A 24,889-nucleotide genomic window follows, 5' to 3' on the forward strand; every position below is an offset into this window, starting at 1 on the left:
TCGGAAGCAGGAATGTTTCCCTCGATTTTAAGCAATCAGACTCATGAGGTGACAAACCAGATGGGAATTCAATTAAAGAAGGGCGAAAGATTAAATCTTTCTAAGACATCTCCAAGTTTAACAAAAGTTGCGATCGCCCTGGGTTGGGAAATAGCAACTGAACTAAATTTATCCGACTCAAACCCGCAAAGCTGCGATATCGATGCCTCGGTTTTTGCATTAGGTTCTGATGGCAAAATTCCCGATGAAAGATACTTTGTATTTTACAATAACTCGCAGTCGCCGGACGGAGCGATCGCCCATTCGGGAGATAATCAAACTGGTCAAACTCAAGGGGATGACGAGACAATTTATGTAGACTTAGAAAAAGTAACGGCTGCGGTTGAGGAAATGGTTTTTGTGGTCACGATTCACGACGCACAAGCTAAACATCAAAATTTTAGCCAAATCAGAAATGCTTTTATCAGATTGTACGATCGCCAAACCGGCAGCGAACTAGCGCGGTATGATTTAACAGAAGGTTTTTCTGAAGAAACAGCAGTCGAGTTTGGACGGTTGTATAAAAAAGATACAGCTTGGAGATTTCAGGCCGTAGGACAAGGATATAAAGCCGGGTTGAAGAGTTTTGTTGACAAGTATCATTCAGAGATTAAACAGCAAGAAAAGCCAGCACAACGTACAGTAGAACTGCCTAAATTACCAGTTATTGAAGATAGCCACAAAAGTCAGAAAGCTATAGCATTAGACAAAAAGCTTGAGGAGAAAGCGCCGCACATTTTCAATCTCGCTAAGAAAGCCGATATCTCGCTCAAGAAAGCAAATTTAACAAATCACAATGCTCAAGTAGCGCTTTGCCTAGATATTTCTGCTTCTATGTCTTCCCTATACCGTTCAGGAAAAATTCAGCGTTTGGCAGAGAAGATTTTGGCTTTGGGATGTCGGTTTGATGACAACGGATCGATCGACATATTTCTGTTTGGAGTCAACCCCCACAATCCCGGTGAAATGTCGATCGACAATTTCTCAAACTTCATCCACAATATACTGCAACCGTATCCTTTAGAAGGAGGTACTTACTACGGCAAAGTGATGAAGGAAATTAGAAACTTCTATTTTCCTGACGGTCGCGGTAGCAGGCGCTACGCACCTATTAAAGCCGATCGACCTGTCTACGTGATGTTTGTAACTGATGGAGCCACTGCTGATGAATCGGAAACCAAGCAGCAGCTACAGTGGTCGTCCCACGAGCCGATATTTTGGCAGTTTATGGCGATCTGTAAGTCGCAGAATGATGTCAAAAGTAAGGGAGTTCGCGGGTGGTTAGCAAGAACCGTAGCCAGCGATTTTAGCTTTTTAGAGCAGCTTGACGAAATGGGCGATCGCTACCTAGACAACGCCGATTTCTTCAGTTTAGAAGACCCGGAGCATATTCCCGATGAGGAATTATACGATTTGTTGACCGCCGAATATCCGCATTGGGTAAAATCAGCACGAATCAAAAATCTCTTACCCTAGAAACAGCTTTTGCCGGCTAACAAAATGCTAGCTTAGGGCAATCATTCAACTTCAAAATAAACCTTACACAATCACAAAACTATGGCTATCAACTTGACAAAAGGACAATCGATCGTTCTCAGCAAAAGCGAATACGACTTGTCCAGACTGACAATGGCTTTGGGCTGGGATGTTGCACAAGCTAAAAAAGGTCTTTTCGGGCGAAGCAGCGGTGCAAATTTTGACTTAGATTCCTACGCTCTGCTGCTGGGAGAAAATGGCAAATTAAAAAACTACAAAGAGGATGTAATTTATTACTCTCATTTGGAGTCAAATGACAAAACAGTTGTTCACTCAGGCGACAATCTCACGGGAGAGGGAGAAGGAGATGACGAACAAATATTGGTGAAACTGAGTTCTTTGCCAGCACAATATCACAAAATAATTTTGGGAGTTAATATTTACAATGGGAAAGAGAGAAAACAGCATTTTGGCCTTGTAGAAAATGCTTTTGTGAGGGCTGTAGATGCCGCCGGGAAAGAAATAGCTCGCTATCGCTTGTCAAATGACCCTTCTTATGAAGGAAAATTAAATATGTTGATGGGAGAAGTTTATCGAGAAGGCGGCGAGTGGAAATTTAAGGCTTTGGGAAATCCTTTGGCTGAGGACATGAACGGTGTTGTCGGTTCGTTTATGCGGTGATAAGTATGTCAACGTAATCGTAAAATGCGATCGCTATTAGAGTCCCGACTTCTTTAAGAAGTCGGGGATATGCGTGTTCTGGCTAATTTAATCCCGATTCAGAAAAAGCCCGATCGATCTCTGAAGCGACATTTAACTGGGAAGACCAATGTTGCAGGTAAGCCCTATCTAACGAATCTGCCTGAAGTTTCATCACTCCTAGAATATCTCGCCATTGCTTGTCTGACTGAAATCTTGACATTCTGTACCAAATAAGTTTTTGCAAAATTATATCTTCGGGGCTACAGATATAAAAGGTTAATTCTGGTCGATCGTCTGGGTAGAATTGCTGTCGGCGATCGAGCTGAGATTGTTCGTATTCGCGATCGGGTTTAATCAAATAAATGTCTGCTTTAATGGCTGTCTCTAGATGAATGACGTTGAAACTTGAACTTCTCCCCCTCAAAGCGTCTTCAACTGCAATATCGCTGATGTAGAATTCGCTTTGCATTGCTTGCATGAGGGACTGAGTTTGTTCTTTTCGGATGCTGATAGCAATGTCTGCATCCTGAGTAGATCTGGGTTCGCCGTGAGCGGAACTAGCAATTGAACCGCCTACATAGTAGGGAATTGACAGTGTATCTAGGATGTTACCAATTTTAGCTGCTAACCATATCGGATCTTGCATTACAAGTTTTGTCTCTAGTAACTGGGCAATTTCAATAAATTCTTGTCCTAAAGTTGCTTTGATAAACTCTTGTTTGATGTGGATGGAATCTAATTGAGGGTGGCGTTTTTTGATTCCCGATAAGGCTAATTGGCGGCAGCCCCTCGTGGCAGCAGAGGCTAGTGCTAATCTCTTTGCGGGTTGCATTTTCCTCCAGAGATTAAACTGGATCATTTCTGCTTCTATACAGGTGTCTGATGCTTGAGGTTGATATCTTGGTTTGAGGGTAACTGACTCACTTAAAATCATGTGCGATCGGTGGGTTAGTTAAATAAACAAAAACATTATAACTGCCGCGATAATTATTATTTTAAATGTTATAAATATTAATATTTAGCTGCCGCAAGCGAGTTCCCCGACTTATTAGAGAAGTCGGGGATGTAAACTGAACTCAACTCAAATATTTTACGAATCTTTAACAGGTCGCATTGTCGGGAACATCACCGCATCTCGGATGCTTTGAGTATTAGTTAAAAGCATCACCAATCTGTCTACGCCGATGCCCATTCCCGCACAATTAGGCATTCCCAAAGATAGTGCTTGGATAAAGTCTTCATCCATTGGATGCGCTTCGTCATCGCCCGCATTTTTTTGTGCTAGCTGTTCCTCAAACCGCTTTCTTTGCTCCTTCGGATCGTTCAATTCTGAGAAGCCGTTCGAGTATTCTGTACCGTTAATAAATAGCTCGAAACGTTCTACAAATCCCGGCTTGCTGCGATGTCCTTTCGCTAAGGGACTGACTTCGACGGGGTAGTCGATGATGAATGTAGGTTGAATTAGTTTGGGAACAACTAATTTGTCAAAAACTGCATACAGCACGTAGCCTAAACTCTGTTGTTCTAACTTAGACAGGTGCAGTTCGAGTTTGCTTGCAGATTCGATCGCACTTTCCAAGTCCAAACTGTCAAAATCCAGCCCAAACTCGTCTCTGACAGATTCTACCATCGTTTTGACTTGCCAGTGTTTGCCGCTGAAACCGGGATACTTTTCGCTGTAGTCGAACTTGCGTTCTAAACTAATCGTTTCCCCCTGATTTTCAATTTCTCTGACATCTCCAAATACCGCGGCCGCTGCGAAACATATCACGTCTTCGACAACTCCTAAAATGTCGAAAACATCAGCATAAGCTTGGTAAACTTCCAAAGAGGTAAACTCGGGATTGTGGGTGCTATCAATTCCCTCATTTCTAAAGGCTTTTCCTAGTTCAAAAACTCGCTCGAAGCCGCCGCATATTGCTCTTTTCAAGAACAGTTCTGGAGCAACTCGCAAATACAAATCCACCTCCAAAGCATTGTGGTGAGTGATGAATGGCTTAGCAGCAGCACCGCCGTAAATAGCTTGCAGCGTCGGCGTTTCTATTTCGTAAAAATCGGCTTGCCAGAGATAGGAACGGATGCTTTGAACGATGCGGCTGCGAAGCATAAAACGGTTGAGCGCATCTTGGTTGCTTGCCAAATCCATTTCGCGGTGACGGCGGCAAACTTCGGGGTCGTTAATTCCGTAATAAGCATCGGGAAATTGAATGGTAGCTTTTGATAAAAGCTTTAATTCCCTCACTAAAATAGAAAGTTCTCCCCTGGGGGTGCGGCAGCCGATACCTTCGACGCCGACAAAATCGCCGACATCGAGCAATTTTTTAATTTGTTCAAAGCTCAAACCGACTTCGCCGGTGACGATTGCTTTCTCGATTTTGAGTTGAATTTTGTCTGTGGCGTCTTTTAAATCGATGAAACCAATTTTGCCGCTGTCTCGCTTAGAAGTTATGCGGCCGGCTAATCGCAGGGAAATTTCTTCGGGGTCAGTTTGTCCGTTTTCGAGTTCTTTTCCCGGCTGACTAAATATTTCGCGAACTTGCTTGGCTGTGTGCGATCGCGCGTAGGATTCACTGGGATACGGTTCTATGCCTTGCGATCGCAGTTCGTCTACTTTTTGACTGCGGACTTCGGCTTCACTGAGAGTCATTAGTTATTGCCTGATTAAAATTACAAATATCTGACATCTTGCACTATTTTGGCGATCGTGCGATCGGGCGTTGCTCAAAGCAACGCCCCACAAGAAAATTCACTCTTTGTGGAACAGGCATCTTGCCTGTTCGTGACAAAGCTGCAAGATGTCAGAAACACCAAACTCTATCATAACTGGGCGGCTTTGAGAGCCAATTTCCCAAATAATAAGTTACACGCTCTCGTAGCCCGATCGCACAGATCCGCACTCGCCCCAGAAATATCTCCGATAACAATTTACGATCCAGTGCACAAAGCGACCGAAACATTAAAAAATTAAGTTGTCTGTCGATCGCAACAGGTGAGATGATATGTAGTGCAGCCTCACGGCAGTTCCACAGAAACTGAACAGCAGAAACGCGAGCGATCGAACTCGGCTCATCGCACCTCTGTCAGAATCGACCACACACACTCTCTCTTAACGTATAAAAACCAGAATTATGGCTGTTGCAACCCAATCACTCGAAGAACTCTGCATCAACTCTATCCGCTTTTTGGCCATCGATGCGGTAGAAAAAGCAAAATCAGGACACCCGGGACTGCCGATGGGCGCTGCCCCTATGGCCTTTGTGCTGTGGGATCGGTTCATGCGGTTCAACCCTAAAAACCCCAAGTGGTTTAATCGCGATCGTTTCGTCCTCTCCGCCGGGCACGGGTGTATGCTACAGTACGCCCTCCTGTACTTGACAGGCTACGATAGCGTCACCCTCGACGACATCAAGCAATTTCGCCAGTGGGAATCCAGAACCCCCGGACACCCCGAAAACTTCATGACCGAAGGCGTAGAAGTTACAACAGGCCCCCTGGGACAAGGAATTGCTAATGCCGTCGGTTTGGCAATGGCAGAAGCTCACCTCGCTGCTAAGTTTAACAAGCCCGACCACAAAATTGTTGACCACTACACCTATGTCATCATGGGTGACGGCTGCCACATGGAAGGTGTTTCTGGCGAAGCTTGTTCTTTGGCCGGACACCTCGGACTCGGCAAATTAATTGCCTTGTACGATGACAATCACATTTCTATTGAAGGCGACACCAGCTTGGCCTTTACTGAAGATGTCGGCAAGCGTTTTGAAGCTTACAATTGGCACGTTATTACAGTAGACAATACCGCTCTAGACGAAGATACTAACCTAGAAGCAGTTCACAAAGCTATTGAAGAAGCCAAAAAAGTCACGGACAAACCGTCCATGATTAAAGTCCGTACCATCATTGGTTACGGTTCTCCAAACAAGCGCAATTCTTACAGTGCTCACGGCGCTGCTTTGGGTAGCGATGAAGTGCAAGCAACTCGCGATTTCTTGAAGTGGGAACACGCACCGTTTGAGATTCCTGATGATGCTTTGTCACACTTCCGCAAAGCAGTCGATCGCGGCGCTCAATCTGAGCAAGAATGGCACAAAGCTTTTGATGCTTATAAAGCAGCATATCCTGCAGAAGCAGCAGAATATGAGCGCACAGTGGCCGGCAAACTTCCTGAAGGTTGGGATAAAGTTTTGCCGACATACAAGCCGGAAGATAAGGCAGATTCGACTCGGAATCATTCTGGAAAATGTTTGAATGCTTTGGCAAGTGTGTTACCTGAACTGATCGGCGGTTCCGCTGACTTGGCATCTTCTAACATGACTTTGCTCAAGGGTGAAAAAGACTTCCAAAAAGGTCAGTACGAAGGACGTAACCTGCGGTTTGGCGTGCGGGAACACGGCATGGGTGCGATCGCCAACGGTATGGTCCTCCACGGCGGTTTAATTCCTTACTGCGCTACTTTCTTGGTATTTGCTGACTATATGCGGGGCGCAATTCGCCTCTCTGCACTCTCGGAAGCTGGAGTTATTTATGTAATGACTCACGACTCCGTAGCCTTGGGCGAAGATGGCCCAACTCACCAACCAGTTGAAACTTTAGCTTCTCTGCGCGTAATTCCCGATTTGTTGGTAATGCGCCCTGCGGATGGTAATGAAACATCCGGCGCTTACAAAGTGGCAGTTGAAAGCCGCACTCGCCCAACTTTAATGGCTTTGTCGCGCCAAAATCTGCCCAACTTGGCTGGAAGTTCGATGGAAGGAACAGCCAAAGGCGCTTACATTTTGTCCGACGACGGCGGCACTCCCGACATCATTTTAATCGGCACCGGCGGCGAAACCTACCTCTGCGTTGATGCCGCTGAAAAATTGCGCGCTGCAGGCAATAAAGTGCGGGTAGTTTCCATGCCTTGCTGGGAATTGTTCGACTTACAAGATGCCGCTTACCGCGAATCTGTACTGCCAAAAGCTGTTACTAAACGCTTGGCAGTTGAAGCGGCTGCTAGCTTCGGCTGGGGACGTTATTTGGGTTCCGAAGGCGATAGCATCAGCATCGACAGATTCGGCGCTTCTGCACCGGGCCCCGTTGCTTTAGAAAAGTTTGGCTACACCGTTGATAATGTGGTAGCTAAGGCTCAGGCGCTGTTGGGTTAATAGCAGCAGCATAATTTTTGGTGGGGCGGGCTTCTGGCTCGCCCCATTTTTTATAGAAGAAGGAAGAATTTTGGCAACGGATGTAACAGATGTAAACGATGTAAGCGATGGATAGAAGAAGGCTTTAGTTATCTAGAAGATAAGGAAGAAGGAAGGAAAAGCTAAAATTTAAAATCTAAAATCGCAATATTGGGTTTCACTTCGTTCTACCCAACCTAGAGCTCGCTACAGCTCGCGAATCATTGAGAATTGCTATATTAAGAGTTACGGAAGAAAAACCAGTTTCTACGACAATATTCGGTTTAGCAACGAGGCATCTAACCAGAAACCTCGTTTTTAGCCCCCGGTGCGTTCAAGACTGTATCTTTCAAAAATTTGAGATAGGTTATAAGTAATTGAGTTAAATTACCAATTACCAATTCCCGCTTACCAATTACCAATTACCAATTACCAATTACCAATTACCAATTCTCGATTACCCATTCCATTTATGATGATTTGGAAATTTTTAAATCACCTGTTATTCATCGGGAATTATATTCCTCAAGGCTACTGTTACCTTTGGCAGCGAGAGCTCGTGGCGCTCCACATAGTGTCAGACTCTATAATTGCCCTGGCCTACTATTCAATACCGCTATCGCTAATTTATTTTATCGGTCAGCGAAAAGACTTGCCCTTCCGCAACATCTTTTGGCTGCTTGCAGCCTTTATTATCTCTTGCGGCACTACCCATATAATGGAAGTTTGGACGCTTTGGCATCCTGTTTATTGGGTTTCTGGCAGTCTAAAAATTATTACCGCCGCGATTTCTGGTTACACCGCATTTGCATTAATTCCTTTCGTTCCCCAAGCATTAACTCTCCTGAGTCCAACTCAATTAGGGATGATCCATTCCATACTGCAAAAAGAAATAATTGAACGCCGAGAAACGGAAGCTCGCTATCAAACTTTAACTGAAGCTTCGCCGGTAGGAATATTTTATGCAGATGCTGGAGGAGACTGCTTGTATGTCAACGAGCGCTGGTGTCAAATTTCGGGAATAAGCTGTGATGAAGCTTTGGGCAAAGGGTGGTTGCAAGGTATTCATCCAGACGACCGCGATCGGGTTTTTTCTGAATGGTATAGCGCCGCGCAGAAGAAATTGCCCTTTAAATCTGAGTACCGATTTCAAGGCATTAATCACCCTCAAATCAGTTGGGTATTCGCTCAATCTGTCGGTAAAATCGGAGAAAATGGGGAGGTTAAAAGTTATGTGTGTACTATTACTGATATTACAGAACGCAAGCAGGTAGAAGATGAAAATATACGGCTCAATGAAACTCTGGAGCATCGAGTTGCGGAGCGCACTGCTCAAATCGAAATTTCTAACCACCAATTGCAAAAAGAAATAGCTTACCGCGAAAAAATTGCACTCACTTTGTTGGAATTGACGCAACTGCAAAATGCAATTCTTAATAGCGCTAACTACACAATTATTTCTACAGATCCAGACGGTACAATTAAAACATTTAATCAAGCTGCCGAGCAACTTTTAGGTTATTCGCTAGAAGAAGTGGTCGGGAAAGTCACGCTAGCAATAATTCACGACCCTCTGGAGGTCGCTCAAAGAGCTGAAGTTCTTTCTCAAGAATTGGGAGTGAAAATAGAGCCGGGAATTCAAGTATTTTTTGCCTTGCCGTGCCGGGAAATCGCTGACGAAAATGAATGGACTTACATTCGCAAAGATGGTGCGCGGTTTCCGGTACTGCTGTCGGTGACTGCCTTATTTGATAGTAACGGAAATATTAACGGTTTTTTGGGTATCGGTCAGGATATTAGCGATCGCAAACAAGCTGAAAAAGAGCTGCGCGACCTAACCAGTGCCATGCAAAATGCGGTGGAAGGCATTTCGCGGCTGGATATTGAGGGGCGCTACGTGAAGGTTAACCGAGCTTACGCTCATAAATGCGGTTACGAGCCGGAACAAATGCTTGGCATGAAATGGCAGCTCACCGTACACCCGGGCGATGTTGAGATGATGCTCTCAGCTTATCAGGAAATGGTAATTTCTGGCAAAGTAGAAGTTGAAGCTAGAGGAGTCCGAAAAAATCGCTCGTTTTTTTATAAGCAATTAACGATGGTAAAAGCTTGCGACGCACAAGGGATATTTAACGGTCACCACTGTTTTATGAAAGATATCACTGAGCGGAAACTAACTGAAACTGCTTTGCTCGAAAGCGAATTCAAGTACAGGCAAATAGTTGAATTAGCAGAAGAAGGTATTTGGGTAATTGACAGAAATGGCCTCACGACTTACGTAAACCACGCAATGGCGCGAATGCTAGGCTATAGTGAATTAGAAATGTTCGGGCGGTCGCTTTTGGATTTCATGGACGAACGGGACAAACCACAAGCTATTGAAAATATCGAGCGGCGCAAGCAAGGTATTGGTGAACAACACGAATTTAAATTCAAAAGCAAGGATGGCAAAGATATTTGGACTGATATGTCTACCAGTCCAGTCATGGATTCCCAGGGTAATCTGCTGTCTTGTTGCGCCTTGGTTTACAACATTACAAGCCGCAAGGAAGCAGAGCAGCAAATGCTGCAGCTTACAGAAGATTTGAAGCGTTCCAACGAGGAATTAGAACAATTTGCTTATGTGGCTTCCCACGATTTGCAAGAACCGCTCCGAGCCGTTACCAGTTACACTCAATTGCTGGCCCAGCGCTATCAAGGAAATTTAGACGATCGCGCAGATAAGTATATTCATTATATTGTCGATGGCGCCACCAGAATGCAGCAGTTAATTAATGATTTGTTGGCGTATTCGCGCCTGGGAACGAGAGGTCAGGAGTTTGAGCAGGCGGACTGCAACGCTGTGGTTAAGCAAACTATGTGCAATTTGCAAATTGCGATCGCCGAAACAAAAGCTGTAATCACCTGCGACGCGATGCCAACCGTGATGGCGGATGAATTTCAACTGGTGCAATTATTCCAAAATTTGATCGCCAACAGCATCAAATTTTGTCGCCAAGATATCCCGTTGATTCATATCGCTACCTGCAGGCAAGAGAGCGAATGGGTGTTCAGTGTCCGCGATAACGGCATTGGCATCGATCCGCAGTATGCCGATCGCATTTTTATCATTTTTGCGCGCCTGCACTCCCGCCGCCAATATTCCGGTACTGGTATAGGTTTGGCGATGTGCAAGCGCATTGTTGAACGCCACGGCGGGCGCATTTGGGTGGAATCTCAAGAGGGAAAAGGAGCGACTTTTTACTTCACTATTCCTATAATTAGTACCTGAAGCCTAAAAATTCAATTTTGTTTTTATACTTTAAAGGATACGCCTATTATGAGCGATCGAAGCACTGTTAGACCTATAGAGATTCTGCTGATTGAGGATTCTCCCAGCGATGCCGATTTGGCAATAGAAGTCCTCAGTCAGGGTAAAATATTGAATAACTTGCATTTTGTGGAGGATGGAGTCGAAGCAATCAAGTTTTTGCGCCGAAAAGAACCCTATCTCAGGGTACCTCGTCCCGATTTGATTTTGCTAGATTTGCATCTGCCGAAAAAAAGCGGTATAGAAGTGCTAGAAGAAATTAAAACTGACCCAAAGTTAAAATTAATTCCTGTAGTGATTCTCAGCACTTCAGCAGCTCCAGAAGATATTTTTAAGTCATATTCCCTCCACGCCAACTGTTACATAACAAAACCTGTAGATTTCGTAGAATTTACTAAAGTAGTAAGGTTAATTGAGGAATTCTGGCTGGCAGTCGTCAAACTTCCTCTAAATTAAACGAACAGATGCTTTGCTTGTGAACGCTATAAAAGTTTTCAACCTATGGAAATTCGCCTGGTGGATGATTCGCTCATTGAGAGTGAATGGACTTTATAAAAGCTGGCGACAAGTCAATTTTTAATAAGTTGAAAAATGGTATAAAATAATTTTATTGATTGATTAATAAAAAGCAGGGTTTTATGTTCGCATTCACGTCCAAATTTAATTCTGCTTAGCCCGATGTTGCCTAAAAAAACGGTTATAAATATTGATATAAATTAACTCAGCCCTCAAGTTAAAAATGATTCGTGTGGTAATTATGACAACCTCAGCAGCCGATGAAGAGAGGATCAAGTTTGATGGGCTGTCAGCCCGGTGCTACATAACTAGGCTTATCGATTTTAGTCAAGTCGCTAAGCTGGTGAGATGGATTAAGGATTGGTGGCTGGTGGTGGTGACAGTTCCCAAATAATAATTTTCAAGTTGAAAATGGCAAGGGAAAGCAAAAAAGTTTAACCTAAGATTGGTAGAGTAAAATTTTTACAGTCAAAAACGTCTAAGCTATGTGGATTAAAATTCTGTTAGTAGAAGACAATCCGGCTGATGCTGATTTACTTGCAGAACTGTTAGAAGTATCTGTGGGCGTCGAGTGGGAACTGGTGTCTGTTGAGTTCTTGCATGAGGCGATCGCACAACTGTGCAAACAACCCTTTGATGTAGTTTTGCTCGACCTTTCTTTGCCGGACAGTCGCGGTTTGGAAACGCTAACTCGCCTGCGAGAAGTTGCTCCTGATGTGCCAATGGTGGTAATGACAGGCTTGGACGATGAGGCGATCGCCCTCGAATCAGTTCGCTTGGGAGCTCAAGACTATATTGTTAAAGGTCAAATTACTACTCAATTATTAGTGCGGACGATCCGCTATGCGATCGAACGTTCTCAAACATTTCAAATGCTGCGGGAAAGCGAGCGCCGCTTTCGGGCAATTTTTGACTCGTCGTTTCAGCTAACCAAGCTGCTGACTCCCGAAGGAATTGTGCTGGAAGTGAACGAGACAGCCCTCGATTTTGCCGGATTGCGATCGCAGGGTATTGTGGGCCGCCCGATTTGGGAAATGGCGATTTGGGCCCAGTCGCCACAGGTTTCCGAACAATTGCAATGCGCGATCGGCAAAGCAAGTCGCGGCGAGTTTTTCCGCAGCGAAATCGACTTGTTAGGCAAAAGCGGCCAAATTATGACAGTTGATTTCTCACTGAAACCTGTTAAAAATGAAACAGGACAAGTTTTGCTGCTGATTGCGGAAGCCCGTGACATTAGCGATCGCAAACGAGCCGAAGCGGAAATTCTCAAAGCCCTCGCACGAGAAAAGGAACTTTCACAACTGCGAGCTAAATTTGTCACAATGGTTTCCCACGAATTTCGCACACCTTTGACAACTATCCAATTTTCCGCTGGATTGCTGCAAGATTACAGTTCTCAGTGGCCACAAGATAAAAAATCTACTCATTTTGTGCGGATTCAATTAGCAATTAAACGCATGACAGAGTTATTAGAAGATATCCTCGTAATTGGCAAAATCGAAGCCAATACCTTGCAGTTTCAACCGGTTTCCTTAAACCTTGAAAAATTTTGCCGTCAACTGGTAGAAGAGCAACAGCTCAACGACAGCAACCAACACCCGATCGCCTTTCAATATGAAGGCGACAATTGCGAGGCTCAAATGGATGAAAAACTGCTGCAGCAAATCTTGGGAAATGTCCTCTCAAATGCCATCAAATATTCCCCCGCCGGCAGTACAGTTTCCTTGCACCTCAACTGTCAAAACAAAGAAGCTGTTTTCCAAGTTCAAGACCAGGGCATCGGCATTCCCCAAGCCGATCGAGAGCGGATATTAGAAACTTTTTACCGAGCTACAAATGTCGGCACTATTTCGGGAACAGGTCTCGGCTTAGCAATTGTGAAGAGGGCTGTAGAACTTCACGGCGGCCAACTTGCGATCGACAGTCAAGAAGGAAAAGGTACAACTTTCACTATTACCTTGCCTCTCATTTGCCCTCCCAGTCAATAACAACTGAATTATCAACTATACATATCCGCTATTTAACAATTAATTAAGCGCCAAACAAACTTATCAAGTGTAGGAATCCAGAACTTTCCAACAAACTACTAACTAAAAGGAGCTATAACCGTGGCTAAGATTTTGGTAATAGAAGACGAAGAAGCGATTAGAGAGAATATTTTAGAGTTGCTGGAAGCCGAGAATTTTGAAGGAATAGGAGCGATTAACGGCAAAGTCGGCATCAAATTGGCGATCGAACAAATCCCGGATTTAATTTTATGCGACATGATGATGCCGGAAGTAGATGGTCACGGCGTCCTCAAAGCTTTGCGCTCCGAACCCTTGACTGCCACCATTCCGTTTATTTTCCTCACAGCCAAAGCCGATAAAGTAGACGTTCGCACGGGCATGGAACTGGGAGCTGACGATTACATTACTAAACCTTGTACGCCGCAAGAACTGCTAAATGCCATTGCTATTAGACTTGAAAAACAAAAAACAATTAGCCGACAATCTCAAAAGACGCTAGACGAATTACGCACTAATATTAGTATGTCGCTGCCCCACGAATTGCGGACTCCTTTGAATGCAATTCTGGGTTTTTCGGAGCTGATCCTGTCAGAATATAAAGTATTAGAGGAATCAGATATCTTAGAGATGATCGGTCAAATCCAAACTTCCGGTCATCGCTTGTATCGACTGATTCAGAACTTTTTGCTGTATGCAGAACTGGAGATAGCAGCCACAAATCCCGAACTGCTAAAGGAGATGCGAAACAGCGAATTTAGCTGTGTAAAATCTTTGCTGAGTCAAAAAGCGCGGCAGCAAGCAAAACACGCGAATAGAACCGACGATTTACAATTAAACTTGCAAGATGCGTCAGTAGCTATGGATTCTGTCAGACTCGCAAAAATTGTTGAAGAACTCTTGGACAATGCCTTCAAATTTTCTTTAGAAGGAACGCCTGTTTTCTTAAGCACTTTGGTGGAAAACCAGACTTTTGTTCTGTCTGTAAAAGACCAAGGCCGCGGCATGACTGCCGATCAGATTGCACAGCTAGAAGCTTACAGGCAGTTCGATCGCAAACTGTACCAACAAGCAGGTTTGGGATTGGGCCTGGCTATCGTTCAACGCCTTGCAGAATTGCACGGAGGAGCATTTAAAATAGAAAGTTTGCCGCAGCAAGAAACCATAGTTTGCGTTTCCCTGCCTGTCTAAACAATGATTGTATTAGTTTCAAAAAGCATACAACTGTAGGCCAACTCCCAACCCTTATGGAATAAATCATTTGCAAATCTCAAATCTCAACTCTCAAATGGTATTATGCAGGAGCGATCGCTCCTTTCAGACACCGCTGCAGATAAATTTGAGCTACCTTATCATTAGGGTTGATTTTCAAGCAGGCCGAAAACAATCTTATAGCTTCGCCACACTTGTCACTATTGTAGAGTACCAAAGCTTGCTCAAAGATTGTCTTTGTCTCTAACTTTTTCTGTCGTAACTCTGGCGGATCCGCCGCAAATACTTCATAAAGTGTTACCATTCGCGATTTGCCTTTAACTGCTACGCGATCTATCAACCTCAAATCATAAAACTCGTTTAACTGTATAAAAGTATTGTGAGTAATTAACATCGAAACCTCATACTCTTTCGTCAAAGTTTCCACGCGGGAGGCTAAGTTTACCGCATCGCTAATCACCGTGCTGTCCATCCGACTTTGACCACCCACCGTGCCTAACATCAAAGAACCCGTATTTATGCCAATGCCAATTTGCAGCGGCGGGCAATCGACCTGATTACGACTAATATTATACTCGTTAAGCTCTTCTAGCATGGCAATTCCCGCTTTCACCGCATCGTCCGGACTGCCATCAAACAGCGCCATAATCGCATCGCCAATGTATTTATCAATAAAACCAAAATTGTCAGTAATTGCCGGTTCCATCCGCGACAAATAACCATTAATAAATTGAAAATTCTCTTCGGGATTCATCCTTTCCGAAAGAGAAGTGAAATCGCGGATATCTGAAAACAGCACCGACATTTCTTTCTGCACCTGATCGCCTAATTTGACTTCCAGAATACTTTCATATCCCAGAAAGTGGAGAAATTCGTGCGGCACAAAACGCCCGTAAGCATCTGTTAATTTTTCTTCCGCTGCTAAAGCTTTTTGTAACTCCTCTGTGAATTGGCGGCGCTCTGTTTCTACCTCTAGACGTTCCGTGATGTCTTGAAAAGCAGCTATGGCGTAAACTATGTTTTTTCGTTCGTCGTAGATTGGAGTCGCCCAAACCTCGATCGGCACAACGCGATCGGACCCATGAATTTCGAGATCGTCCATACGCACAAATTCTCCCCGCAACGCCCGAACAATCGGTTGGCTATCCCTCGGATACAATTGATTAGTGCCAGCGTCGTAAAAATGATAAGCTTCAGGAAATTGGTCAGTACCCCCATCAAAAATTAAACCTTGGGCTAGTATCCTTTCGCCCCAAGAATTCATGTAAAAAGGTTTACCCTTACCATCGACAACAAATATTCCCACTGGCATCGCTTCTAGGAATTGAGTCAATCGGCTTTCGTTTTCTGACAGTGCCTCATTTAACTTTTCTTCGGCTGCCAAAGCTTTTTCTAAATCATTAGTAAACCTGATTCGTTCTACTTCCACCTGTCTTTGCAAAGTAATATCCTTAGCAAAACCCTGATAGTAAAGCACTTCACCGTTAGCATCATAAACGGTGCGCGCATACTCAGAAATCCAGATAATGCTGCCATCTCGACAGTAAACCTGAGACTCAAACTCACACAGAGTACCGTGCTGTTTCATCAGCGCCAGAAACTCTTGACGGCGGTTCGGTTTCACGTACAATTGCTGCTGAATATCATTAATACTTTCTATCAATTCTGACGCGGAATCGTAGCCGTAAATTTCCGCCAGAGCAGGATTCGCACTAATAAAATGTCCGTCCGGCGTCGTCTGAAAAATACCTTCTAAAGCATTTTCAAATATCCCGCGATACTTCTCTTCAGCTTGAATTAGTGCCGCTTCAGCTTCCTTGCGTTCACTTATGTCACTAAAAGCAATAATTGCATAGGAAATGTCCCCTGTAGAATCATAAATTGGAGTTGCCCAACTCTCTACAGGAATAATCTTATTAGCTGTACGAATTTCTACACCCTCAGTCCGCACATTTTCACCCCGAAGCGCCCGCATAATTGGCAATTCTTCCACGGGGCATCTCTGATTAGTCCCGGTTTTATAGAATTGATAAATTGCTGCTTTTTGCTCTGAATTAATATGCGGCACAGTGCCTTTTCCAAATATATCCCGCGCTTTCTGGTTAGCGTAGAAAGATTGCCCGTTTGCATCAAGTACACACACGCCCAATGGCATAGCTTCTAGATATTGCGTCAAGCGACTTTCGTTTTCATGGAGTTTGGCAATTAGCATTGCCTGCTTGCGGTTTAATTTTACCAACTCCTGATTCATTTCCTGAAGTTCTCTTTGTTTTTCAGCTAGTTGTTTATCTTGAAAATATTTATATATTGCCTCAGTAACAGTTAATTTTAAGTCATCACTTTGCCAAGGTTTAGGTATATATCGGTACAATTTAGCATAGTTAATAGCATTGGCTACCGCCTCCAAATCTGCCTGCCCCGTCAGCATAATCTTGAGACAGTTCGGCGAGATAGCATGAACGCTCCTTAATAGTTCGTCTCCTTTCATACTAGGCATGATATGATCCGAAATAACCAAAGGAACTTCATACTGTTCTGCTAAAAGTTCGGACAGCAACTCTAAAGCTTCTTCGCCACTTTGAGCCGTTTCAATTAAATATTTATCTTCAAAGGCTTTTAGCAGGTCTATTTCCAGACTATCGAGTATAGTCTGCTCATCATCGACACAAATAATGACTGGTTTTTTCATAAATTTGCTAGACCAGACTTAATCGCTTCAATTAATTCTTGATTTCGCCAAGGTTTTTCTATGAAAGCATGAAGATTTGCTTGAGTTTTTGTGCGTTCGATTGCTTCTTTGTCTGCTTGTCCTGTCAGCATCACTGTCACAATTTGCGGATATTTTTGATGAATTTTAATCAGCAACTCATCTCCTTTCATTCCGGGCATCAACCAATCAGAGACAATTACTAAAATGTTAACCTCAGCTTCACATAGCTCTTCAATAATTTCCAGGGCTTCTGCAGCACTTTCAGCAAATTCGCAAAGATATTTACCGTTAAATGCCTGTTGCAGTTCAATTTCCAGACTTTCCAAAACTCCTACTTCATCGTCCACACACAAAATTGCTGGTTTAGACATCGCTAGTTTCCTTCTTTAGTGTGGCAGGGTGAACCCCCATGGGCAGTACACCGTTTTCCAAATTCTACATTCTGCGCGGGTAGACTGCAAATTTTATCCCCCGACTTCAATCTCCGGCGCTTTACCTACTCAGTTAAATTAATCGGCAAAGACACCGTAAATGCTGTTTTACCGGGCATCGACTCCACATCAATTTTACCCTGATGTTTTTCAATTATTTTTTTGACTATATCCAGTCCCAAGCCGCTGCCTTCTCCCGCAGGTTTGGTAGTAAAAAACGGCTCAAAAATTTTCGGAATAATCGCTGGTTGAATCCCCTTACCGCTGTCAATAAGTTTTACCAAGACGTTGGTATCTTGTTGTACCGCGTCAATTGTTAAAGTTCCTTGATTGTCCATCGCTTGTAAGGCATTGTGAATTAAATTGGTCCAAACTTGATTGAGTTCGTCGGGATAACACAGTACCGGAGGCAATTGAGATTGATAGTTTTTGACAACTTCCACACCCTGCTTTATTTGGTTTTGATAAAGAGTTAATACGGTTTCAATTCCCTCCGTAATATTCACCTGTATTTTTTCCCCATTTACATCGTAACGCGCATAATTTTTTAGAGCAAAGACGACTTTTGCAGCGCGTTCAGTAGCGGTAGCGATGGTTCGGGCGCTTCGGTGAATGCTAGCAAAGTCGTAGGCTGTTTTTATAATATTTTCGCTTTCAGGATCTTTGAGCAGCGACAAGAATTCTTGCAGATTTCCTTGCAATCCGATATTGACTAAAATGCTGGCAAGGCTGTCAGCATTGTCAATGCCTTCCGACTCTAGTTGCTGCTTCACGCCTTTTTTCAGGACCCGTTTTTCTCTAGTAGATAAAGAGTAATTTTGTTGACTAGAACTGTACATCAAACGCAAGAAATCGTGCTGGCGTTCTGCTGACAGTTCTTTAAAAAAAACTGGCAAACTTTCGAGATTGTTATCCAAAAAGTTAGTAATATTTCCAATAGACGACCGAATTGCACCCAACGGCGTATTAATTTCGTGAGCAATGCCTGCAATCAGTTGCCCTAACGCAGCCATTTTTTCCGATTGCACTAATTGATTCTGAGTAGCTTGCAATTTGTGTAAAGTTAGTGTCAGTTCATCGTTTTTCTGTTGAAGCTTTTTTTGCAACTGGCACATTGCTAAATGGGTTTCTACCCTAACTAGAACCTCTTCCACCTGAAAGGGCTTGGTAATATAATCTACGCCGCCTACCGCAAAGGCTTTGACCTTATCAAGTACCTCATTAATCGCACTAATAAAAATCACGGGGATGTCGCAAGTTCGTTCATCAGCTTTGATCTTTTGGCAGACTTCATACCCATTCATTTCAGGCATCATAATATCCAGCAAAATCAAATCGGGAGGCATACCTTTTGCCGCCGAAAGCGCTAACTCGCCGCTAGGTACCGGGCGCACTTTATAGCCCTTGGTGTTCAAAATTCCGGCTAGCAACCGCAAATTAGCTGGGGTGTCGTCAACTACTAAAATATTACCGCGCTCGGTCCTAAGAATGTCGTTATTCATGTGATATTGCTTGAGATATTAACTTTAAAACTTTGTCGTACTCAAAATTTTCTATACAATTTGCGATTGCACCGGCCGTTACTGCATCCTTTAATCGAATTTGCTCTATCAAGGTATCAATTAAATCCATATCTGCATTCAGTATCGCCAGCTTTAAATCAGCTACCAGTGAATCAGGCAATTTCACCAGATCGGTCGCAGTCATTGCGCGATCGCCCTCTTTGATTGGCAATAAATTAGTTTGACCCGGATCTTCATAAATATAGCGCACTCCGATATGTTTGTGCAGAGCATCAAAAATATCCGCTTCCCGGAAAGGCTTCCGCATAAAAGCATTGCAGCCCGCCGACAAGATAACTGCCCGTTCTTCCTCCCAAACGCTCGCAGTCAGCGCAATAATCGCAGTAGCTTGACCTTTTATAGTGCTTTTAATATATTGCGTCGCTTCGTAGCCGTCCATCACGGGCATTCTCATGTCCATCCAAATTAGATGCGGTTCCCAACTATCCCAAATCTCAATAGCTTCTTGACCGTTAGTAGCTTCTTTCAGTTCAAAACCCAGAGGATTGAGAAGTTTAATTAGCAGTTGGCGATTTAGCGCTTTATCGTCTACTATCAAAATTCGATAGGTGGGTTGATGGGGTTCCAGAGCAATAACATTGCGGGTCGGTTTTGGGGTTTCAATATTAGCCGCATCGACCGCAGTAACTTGAATGTCAAACTTAAATTTAGTTCCCTTGCCAACAGCAGAACAGACGCTCATTTCGCCGCCCATTAATTCCACAAATTTGCGACTGATTGGCAATCCCAAGCCAGTACCTTCTTGCGAATCTTTGCCTGTCTTGGTTTGCACGAATGGTTCAAAAAGAGCGTCTAATTCATTGGTAGCAATACCGGGACCCGTATCTTCGACTTCAAAATAAAGGAAGAAGGAAAAAGTAGAAGCTGAATCGTCATTTGGCGCGGCAATAATCTGGTTGTTCGAGTGACTGAATTGAGATATTTTAAGACCATTAAGTGCTGACGTTTCTGTATTTAGTGATAGTTCTTGGTGAGCAAATTTACCCTTTTCTACCTGCTGATTTCTGCCTAATGACTGCTTGCTAACTCTGACGGCTACACCCCCGTCCTGGGTAAATTTAAGAGAGTTATTGAGCAGATTAATTAAGATTTGTCGCAACTTTATCTCGTCGGCTTCTACATATTGTGGCACGTCGGTGCTCCGGTCAAAAACTAACTGCAACTGCTTGTCATGTGCCTTGAATTCAAACATATCTTCCAAGTCGTTTAGCAGGCGATAGAGGTCAAATTTTTTGGGATTGAGGGTGGTGCGCCCGGATTCAATTTTAGATAAATCGAGTACGTTATTAATCAGGGTGAGCAGGTGTTCTCCGCTGCTGTTAATTATGCTAATGTTTTCTTGATGTTCTGGGGATAGAGTTTGGCTGCGAGTCATAAGTTGGGAAAAGCCGAGAATTGCATTGAGAGGCGATCGCAATTCGTGGCTCATGTTAGCAAGAAAGGTGCTTTTAGCTTGATTCGCTACCTCTGCTTTGTCTTTAGCTACAGCCAATTCTGCCGTCCGCTCTTGCACTCGGTTCTCTAAAGTTTCAAAAGATTGTTGCAGTTGTTGAGCCATGCTGTTAAATGACTTGGCTAATTCCCCCAATTCGTCCGAGCGCTCGCTTTCTACGGTTGTGTCCCATTCACCTTTAGCAATATTTTTTGCTGCTGCATTTAAGCGCAATATAGGGTTGGTCACCCACCGAGAAGTCAGAATGCCGATCGCCACAGCTACTCCTAAAGCTGCGAAACAAAGCAAAACCGCTGTGCGGGTATTGGCATCGATTTCTTTGGTGAAATCTGCTTCGGGAACAACTACGACAATCAGCCAGTCTAAACCTTTGCCGTCTTGGAACGGCAAGACTTTTAAAAATTGTCGCTTGTGATTTATTTCAAAGCTCAATAACTCCGATTTTTTAATTAGGTCTAATTTTTGATACTGTGCAGTTAAATATTTAGCTGTAGAGCGAGTAAAAGGGTTGCTGCTTTCTTCTACTTTAAACAATTGTCTTTGATTACCTTTAGTGCGAAACGGGTTTTCGGTTGTGGAAGTTGCCAACAAAGTACCCTGGCGATCTATAATAAATGTTTGACCGGATTTGCCAACTTTGAGACTGTTGAGAAATCTCCCAAGATGGTCGAGACGCAAGGCAGTAAATAAGACTCCTTGTAGCTGATTTTTTTCGCTGTATACTGGTTGGATAGCGCTGATAATTAATGTCGGTTCTAGTAAGGAAACAAAAACCGAACTCCAAGTAGGTTTGCCGACTTTTACGGCTTTTTGGTACGCAGGATGTTGCCGATTATCATAGTTTTTGGCAATGGTGGTAACTGTAGTGCGATCGCCTCGCTCGTTTGTACTGTAAGAATTAAAATTTAACCCAGTAGATGTTTCTATCACATTAATCATTCGGGAGCCGTTAGACAGTTGCTCACCGGCTCTATAATCTCCCTTATTGTTGCCAACGGAGGTAAAATTGATATATGGATATAATTGTACTTGTCGCCAAAGATATTTCTCCCAAGCTGATAAGTTTTCCATCTTTAACAACCCGATGTTGACAGCATCCAGCTTGGTTTGATTTATTTGATGGGGAGTTGTTAGGTAAACTTGCAGGTTTTGCTCGACACGCAAACTCACCTCGCTCATTAACTGACTGGCAAGGTTATTAACTGCTTTTTGTCCGTTTCTAAAAGAAAGATATCCTACGAGTCCCACGGCTCCGACGATTTGCAGTACAAATGGAACTATGAGAACAGTTCGCAGCGGTAATTTGTCTAAAAGTTTAGAAACCATAAGATTGAGAGGTTTGGTGAACTTAGTCTAGAAGCGTCCTTGCACAAGCTGTCTTAACAGCAGCACCATTTACTGCCGACTAGCTAGAAAGAATTGATGCGGGCTATTTTAGCTGTGCTAGATGCTCGACCCCATCGAATGTAAACCTAATCTTGGCTAGATTAAAGTTGATTATTTCCCCCATTGTCGTATTATTGTGAACATTTAGGTACAATTTGCAGTCTCTAGCTTCGAGAACTGCCTGATCTGCGATCGCGCGGGCGAGTTGAACCCGTATCCCTCAAGCGATTTGGAGGCTGGTCAAGAAATTTGCGATCGGCACTCGCCATTTCCCGCAAGACGTGTTATACTGTAAAAAGTCGAGGGCACGTAGCTCAGTGGATAGAGCATCAGGTTCCGGTCCTGAGGGTCGGGGGTTCAAATCCCTCCGTGCTCACTTTCTATGTCGTTTGCGGAGTAAGGGTTTCAGGTTAATTGTATTACCGACAGTCCTATTTTCCGCTCAAATTTCGCTCCCATCTGTTCCAAGTATCTCCAAAACCACCTCCATATCTGCCAAGTTTGCGCCGGACTTTTTGCGTCGCGCTTTCAACTTGTTGAGCAGGTCGGCTGGCTCTGGAAATTCTGCGACGGTCGGAGCCGATTTTTTATTTTCTTCCCGATCGCGCCGTGCCTCCTTGAGTTCTTGCTCCAGCATCTGAACCTTCAGTCCCAAATCGCCGTTGCGCTCGTGTAACTGATTGAGTTCTGCATCCCACTCTGTAAGCTGCTTGTTGGTCGCTTTCAATTCCTGCCTGAGCGATTCATCGTTGCCATCGCTCAGGCACTCAATTTTCCCAAGCGTTCTTCAATCCCTGCTAATTTAGCCGCTAGCAGTGTGTCTAGCTTAGTGTCTAGTAATTTGTCTAGCACTGGTTCAATGTCCGAAACTTCGGACACTTGTGTTTGAGACTGGATTGGCGGCGCTGCTATTGCCTGATTAGCCGCTTGCTCTAAAGTTCGCACTACCCAAGCGTTGACGCTCAAGCCCTCTGCTGCTGCGACATCTTTAATGGTTTCGAGTAATTCCCGCTTGCCATCCAATCTCAAATTAAGCTGTACTCTGTCTGTCATGTCTAGTACCTGTCTAGTGATTGTCTAGTTAAATGCTAGCATCTGTCTAGTTAGATGCTAGCATCTGTCTAGTGGTATGTCTAGTGATTGTCTGGTTAGATGCTAGCATCTGTCTAGTGGTTATCTAGTTAGTTAACACCGAGTTGTTCCAGATGTTCTTCAATGGCGGCTATTCGTTGAATTAGTGGGGCAATGCGATCGGATATCAGTATGTCTACACTTTCGGCGACCACTGTAGACACGAGGCTTGTGTCACTCTCTGTAGCCACTGCTGTAGACGTGCCTGATACTTCCTTGAGAATGCGTTGTGCAGCTTGACTCACCGACTCACCCTCTAGTCTCTGAGCTTCTATCCAGTTCAGGAAGTGGCCGGAAGCCCTGAACGATACGACTTGACTTTGACTCATTGTAGACACCTGTATACAGTATTTGTCTACAATAACTGATAGCTGTCTACACTGTCAACATTTTGTAGACAAGATTTGTAGACACGAAAATCCCCCAATTAAGGGGGAGAGGGATTGAGCCGTCAGTTGTCAGGTAGCGACTAAATTTTTCCTTGGAGACGGATGAGTTCAGTAATTCGAGCGCGGACTAACTCGTCTTCTCCCTCCAACCAGTCGGCGATAGTAGCAGCGCTGTATTTCCGTCCCGGAGTGTTCCATCCGAACATTTGAGTAAGCAGGGCTTGTAAATGTTCAGAACGGTACTCTGGCCACCAGATTAGTGCAATGTCTCGCATTTTTTCTGCGTCCTCTGAGCTGATAACTTCAGGTACTGATGCCACTGCCGGCTCTGACTCCGGTCTTAGTGGGGATTGAGATTGCTGGGATTGAGTGAGTATTTTTACCAGTTTCTCGCGCTCGCTGTCGGTAAGTTGAGGAAGTAAGTTGCAAACCTGACTAAAAGGTGAGGAAATTGTGGAGCCATTGGAGCCAGCGCTCTGTGTAAGGGTTTTTGGGTAGCCAACTGCGGAGCCAGTATTTTTTGGCTCCGCAGTTGGCTCCACAGTTGGCTCCACAGTATCCCTTGCTCTGTCTACTGGCTCCAATGGCTCCACAGTTTTTGTGGAAGTTTGCACAAATCCAATTCCAAGCAGATATCTTTGGTTCCTCCGCTCCATGTCATCTCGTTCGCAATAGCGACACACTTGAAGCTTAGGAAAAATCTCGCTAAGCCTTGATGACAACTGGTTTATAGCTTTCACCGGAGCGTCATACTTACTAGGAAGTTCATTCCAAATCAGCTTCTCTTTGGTGCCGCTAGTCTCTCTCTCTAGAATTCCTGCATCCTCATACCAAGCTTGCAATTGCTCCCACAAATCTTTAACCCAGACGCGACCGCCAGACTGAACCTCCAAACCAACCTCACGGGCAAACTGCCACAAGTGCCGACTTCCCTCTTGAGCTTCCCGCATCGCCTCACGGGTTGCCTTGTAGTCAATCCCCTCTTTCAACAACAACGGCAACCGCTCCAACATCTTGTTAAGCATCGCCGGCGCAATCCGCTCAAAGATAAAGTTCTCATCATCCTTAAAACGCGGGTCAGCTTCCAATTCCCCCTGAGACGGGTCAGCACCCCGCTTGTAGGTTTTCTTGAAACTCAGGATGCCATAACGGTCATCAATGGCAGCCGTCCCCCCGGTGATGGAAGGCAGTTTGTTGCAATTGGCAAGAAAGATAGCGGCAGGATTGTACTCATAACTGTCCTTACCCTTGCGCTCAATGTCTAGAGGGTCGCCCGTGATGAGCTGCTTAAGACTCTGGATGTTGTCTATAGCCTTTCTCACAAAGATGAGGTATGATGTTACTGACACTCATTCATGAGGGTCAAACAGAGAACACACGATC

The 24,889-nt window shown here is 44.2% G+C and carries 19 protein-coding genes and 1 tRNA gene; 10 read left to right on the forward strand and 10 right to left on the reverse strand.

The genetic code is table 11. The features are described from left to right. Positions 1 to 12 precede the first annotated feature (12 nt). Together QUA33_RS19355 and QUA33_RS19360 are read left to right on the forward strand one after the other, a co-directional pair. Positions 13 to 1,515 (forward strand): TerD family protein, encoded by a 1,503-nt coding sequence (locus tag QUA33_RS19355; protein ID WP_333150354.1) that lies wholly within the window; start codon positions 13 to 15, stop codon positions 1,513 to 1,515. Positions 1,516 to 1,596: 81 nt separating this feature from the next. Continuing rightward, positions 1,597 to 2,196 (forward strand): TerD family protein, encoded by a 600-nt coding sequence (locus QUA33_RS19360; RefSeq protein ID WP_333150356.1) that lies wholly within the window; start codon positions 1,597 to 1,599, stop codon positions 2,194 to 2,196. Positions 2,197 to 2,278: 82 nt separating this feature from the next. Here the strand turns inward: QUA33_RS19360 and QUA33_RS19365 are convergent, their stop codons facing one another. Beyond that, positions 2,279 to 3,049, reverse strand: a complete 771-nt coding sequence (locus QUA33_RS19365) for a hypothetical protein (protein ID WP_333150358.1) — start codon at positions 3,047 to 3,049, stop codon at positions 2,279 to 2,281. A 258-nt stretch (positions 3,050 to 3,307) separates the two neighbouring features. Beyond that, complete coding sequence (gene lysS, locus QUA33_RS19370) at positions 3,308 to 4,864, reverse strand: lysine--tRNA ligase (protein WP_333150360.1); 1,557 nt, start codon at positions 4,862 to 4,864, stop codon at positions 3,308 to 3,310. A 108-nt stretch (positions 4,865 to 4,972) separates the two neighbouring features. Here lysS and QUA33_RS19375 point away from each other — a divergent pair, with 108 nt between their 5' ends. The 7 genes from QUA33_RS19375 to QUA33_RS19405 all read left to right on the forward strand — a co-directional run bounded on the left by QUA33_RS19375 (position 4,973) and on the right by QUA33_RS19405 (position 14,402). Next, entirely contained in the window at positions 4,973 to 5,185 is a 213-nt protein-coding gene (locus tag QUA33_RS19375) for a hypothetical protein (protein ID WP_333150362.1), read from the forward strand. 160 nt (positions 5,186 to 5,345) lie between these two features. Continuing rightward, positions 5,346 to 7,361, forward strand: a complete 2,016-nt coding sequence (gene tkt / locus QUA33_RS19380) for a transketolase (RefSeq protein WP_333150364.1) — start codon at positions 5,346 to 5,348, stop codon at positions 7,359 to 7,361. 493 nt (positions 7,362 to 7,854) lie between these two features. Next, positions 7,855 to 10,650, forward strand: coding sequence for a PAS domain-containing sensor histidine kinase (locus QUA33_RS19385; RefSeq protein ID WP_445304620.1), 2,796 nt, complete (start codon positions 7,855 to 7,857; stop codon positions 10,648 to 10,650). Positions 10,651 to 10,698: 48 nt separating this feature from the next. Further along, positions 10,699 to 11,145: a response regulator gene (locus QUA33_RS19390; RefSeq protein ID WP_333081177.1), complete on the forward strand. Its 447-nt coding sequence runs from the start codon at positions 10,699 to 10,701 to the stop codon at positions 11,143 to 11,145. A 301-nt stretch (positions 11,146 to 11,446) separates the two neighbouring features. Beyond that, positions 11,447 to 11,599, forward strand: a complete 153-nt coding sequence (locus QUA33_RS19395; protein ID WP_333150367.1) for a hypothetical protein — start codon at positions 11,447 to 11,449, stop codon at positions 11,597 to 11,599. Between the two features lie 91 nt (positions 11,600 to 11,690). After that, positions 11,691 to 13,193, forward strand: a complete 1,503-nt coding sequence (locus tag QUA33_RS19400) for an ATP-binding protein (protein WP_333150368.1) — start codon at positions 11,691 to 11,693, stop codon at positions 13,191 to 13,193. A 120-nt stretch (positions 13,194 to 13,313) separates the two neighbouring features. Beyond that, positions 13,314 to 14,402: a response regulator gene (locus QUA33_RS19405; RefSeq protein ID WP_333150370.1), complete on the forward strand. Its 1,089-nt coding sequence runs from the start codon at positions 13,314 to 13,316 to the stop codon at positions 14,400 to 14,402. Positions 14,403 to 14,505: 103 nt separating this feature from the next. Here QUA33_RS19405 and QUA33_RS19410 read toward each other — a convergent pair whose 3' ends face one another. The 4 genes from QUA33_RS19410 to QUA33_RS19425 all read right to left on the reverse strand — a co-directional run bounded on the left by QUA33_RS19410 (position 14,506) and on the right by QUA33_RS19425 (position 21,926). Continuing rightward, positions 14,506 to 17,112 carry a PAS domain S-box protein gene (locus QUA33_RS19410; protein ID WP_333150372.1) on the reverse strand — a complete coding sequence of 869 codons (2,607 nt, stop codon included), beginning with the start codon at positions 17,110 to 17,112 and terminating at the stop codon, positions 14,506 to 14,508. Further along, positions 17,109 to 17,504 (reverse strand): response regulator, encoded by a 396-nt coding sequence (locus QUA33_RS19415; protein ID WP_333122470.1) that lies wholly within the window; start codon positions 17,502 to 17,504, stop codon positions 17,109 to 17,111. Before QUA33_RS19415 ends, QUA33_RS19410 begins: the two co-directional genes overlap by 4 nt. 125 nt (positions 17,505 to 17,629) lie before the next feature. Further along, positions 17,630 to 19,066: a response regulator gene (locus QUA33_RS19420; RefSeq protein WP_333150374.1), complete on the reverse strand. Its 1,437-nt coding sequence runs from the start codon at positions 19,064 to 19,066 to the stop codon at positions 17,630 to 17,632. After that, entirely contained in the window at positions 19,059 to 21,926 is a 2,868-nt protein-coding gene (locus tag QUA33_RS19425) for an ATP-binding protein (protein WP_333150376.1), read from the reverse strand. Before QUA33_RS19425 ends, QUA33_RS19420 begins: the two co-directional genes overlap by 8 nt. A gap of 363 nt (positions 21,927 to 22,289) precedes the next feature. Here QUA33_RS19425 and QUA33_RS19430 point away from each other — a divergent pair. Continuing rightward, a tRNA-Arg gene (locus QUA33_RS19430) sits at positions 22,290 to 22,362 on the forward strand. Between the two features lie 66 nt (positions 22,363 to 22,428). Here QUA33_RS19430 and QUA33_RS19435 read toward each other — a convergent pair. From QUA33_RS19435 to QUA33_RS19450, 4 genes are all read right to left on the reverse strand, one after another. After that, positions 22,429 to 22,713, reverse strand: a complete 285-nt coding sequence (locus QUA33_RS19435; protein ID WP_333150378.1) for a flagellar alpha dynein — start codon at positions 22,711 to 22,713, stop codon at positions 22,429 to 22,431. A gap of 32 nt (positions 22,714 to 22,745) precedes the next feature. Then, positions 22,746 to 23,039 (reverse strand): hypothetical protein, encoded by a 294-nt coding sequence (locus QUA33_RS19440; protein ID WP_333150379.1) that lies wholly within the window; start codon positions 23,037 to 23,039, stop codon positions 22,746 to 22,748. 128 nt (positions 23,040 to 23,167) lie between these two features. Further along, positions 23,168 to 23,446 (reverse strand): hypothetical protein, encoded by a 279-nt coding sequence (locus QUA33_RS19445; protein WP_333150381.1) that lies wholly within the window; start codon positions 23,444 to 23,446, stop codon positions 23,168 to 23,170. Positions 23,447 to 23,586: 140 nt separating this feature from the next. Next, the gene (locus tag QUA33_RS19450) at positions 23,587 to 24,855 is read right to left on the reverse strand and encodes a DUF5906 domain-containing protein (RefSeq protein WP_333150383.1); all 1,269 of its coding nucleotides are present in this window, start codon (positions 24,853 to 24,855) and stop codon (positions 23,587 to 23,589) included. Positions 24,856 to 24,889 lie beyond the last annotated feature (34 nt).

Origin of the sequence: Microcoleus sp. Pol14D4 (assembly GCF_036701245.1) — a bacterium.
Lineage (GTDB): Bacteria > Cyanobacteriota > Cyanobacteriia > Cyanobacteriales > Microcoleaceae > Microcoleus.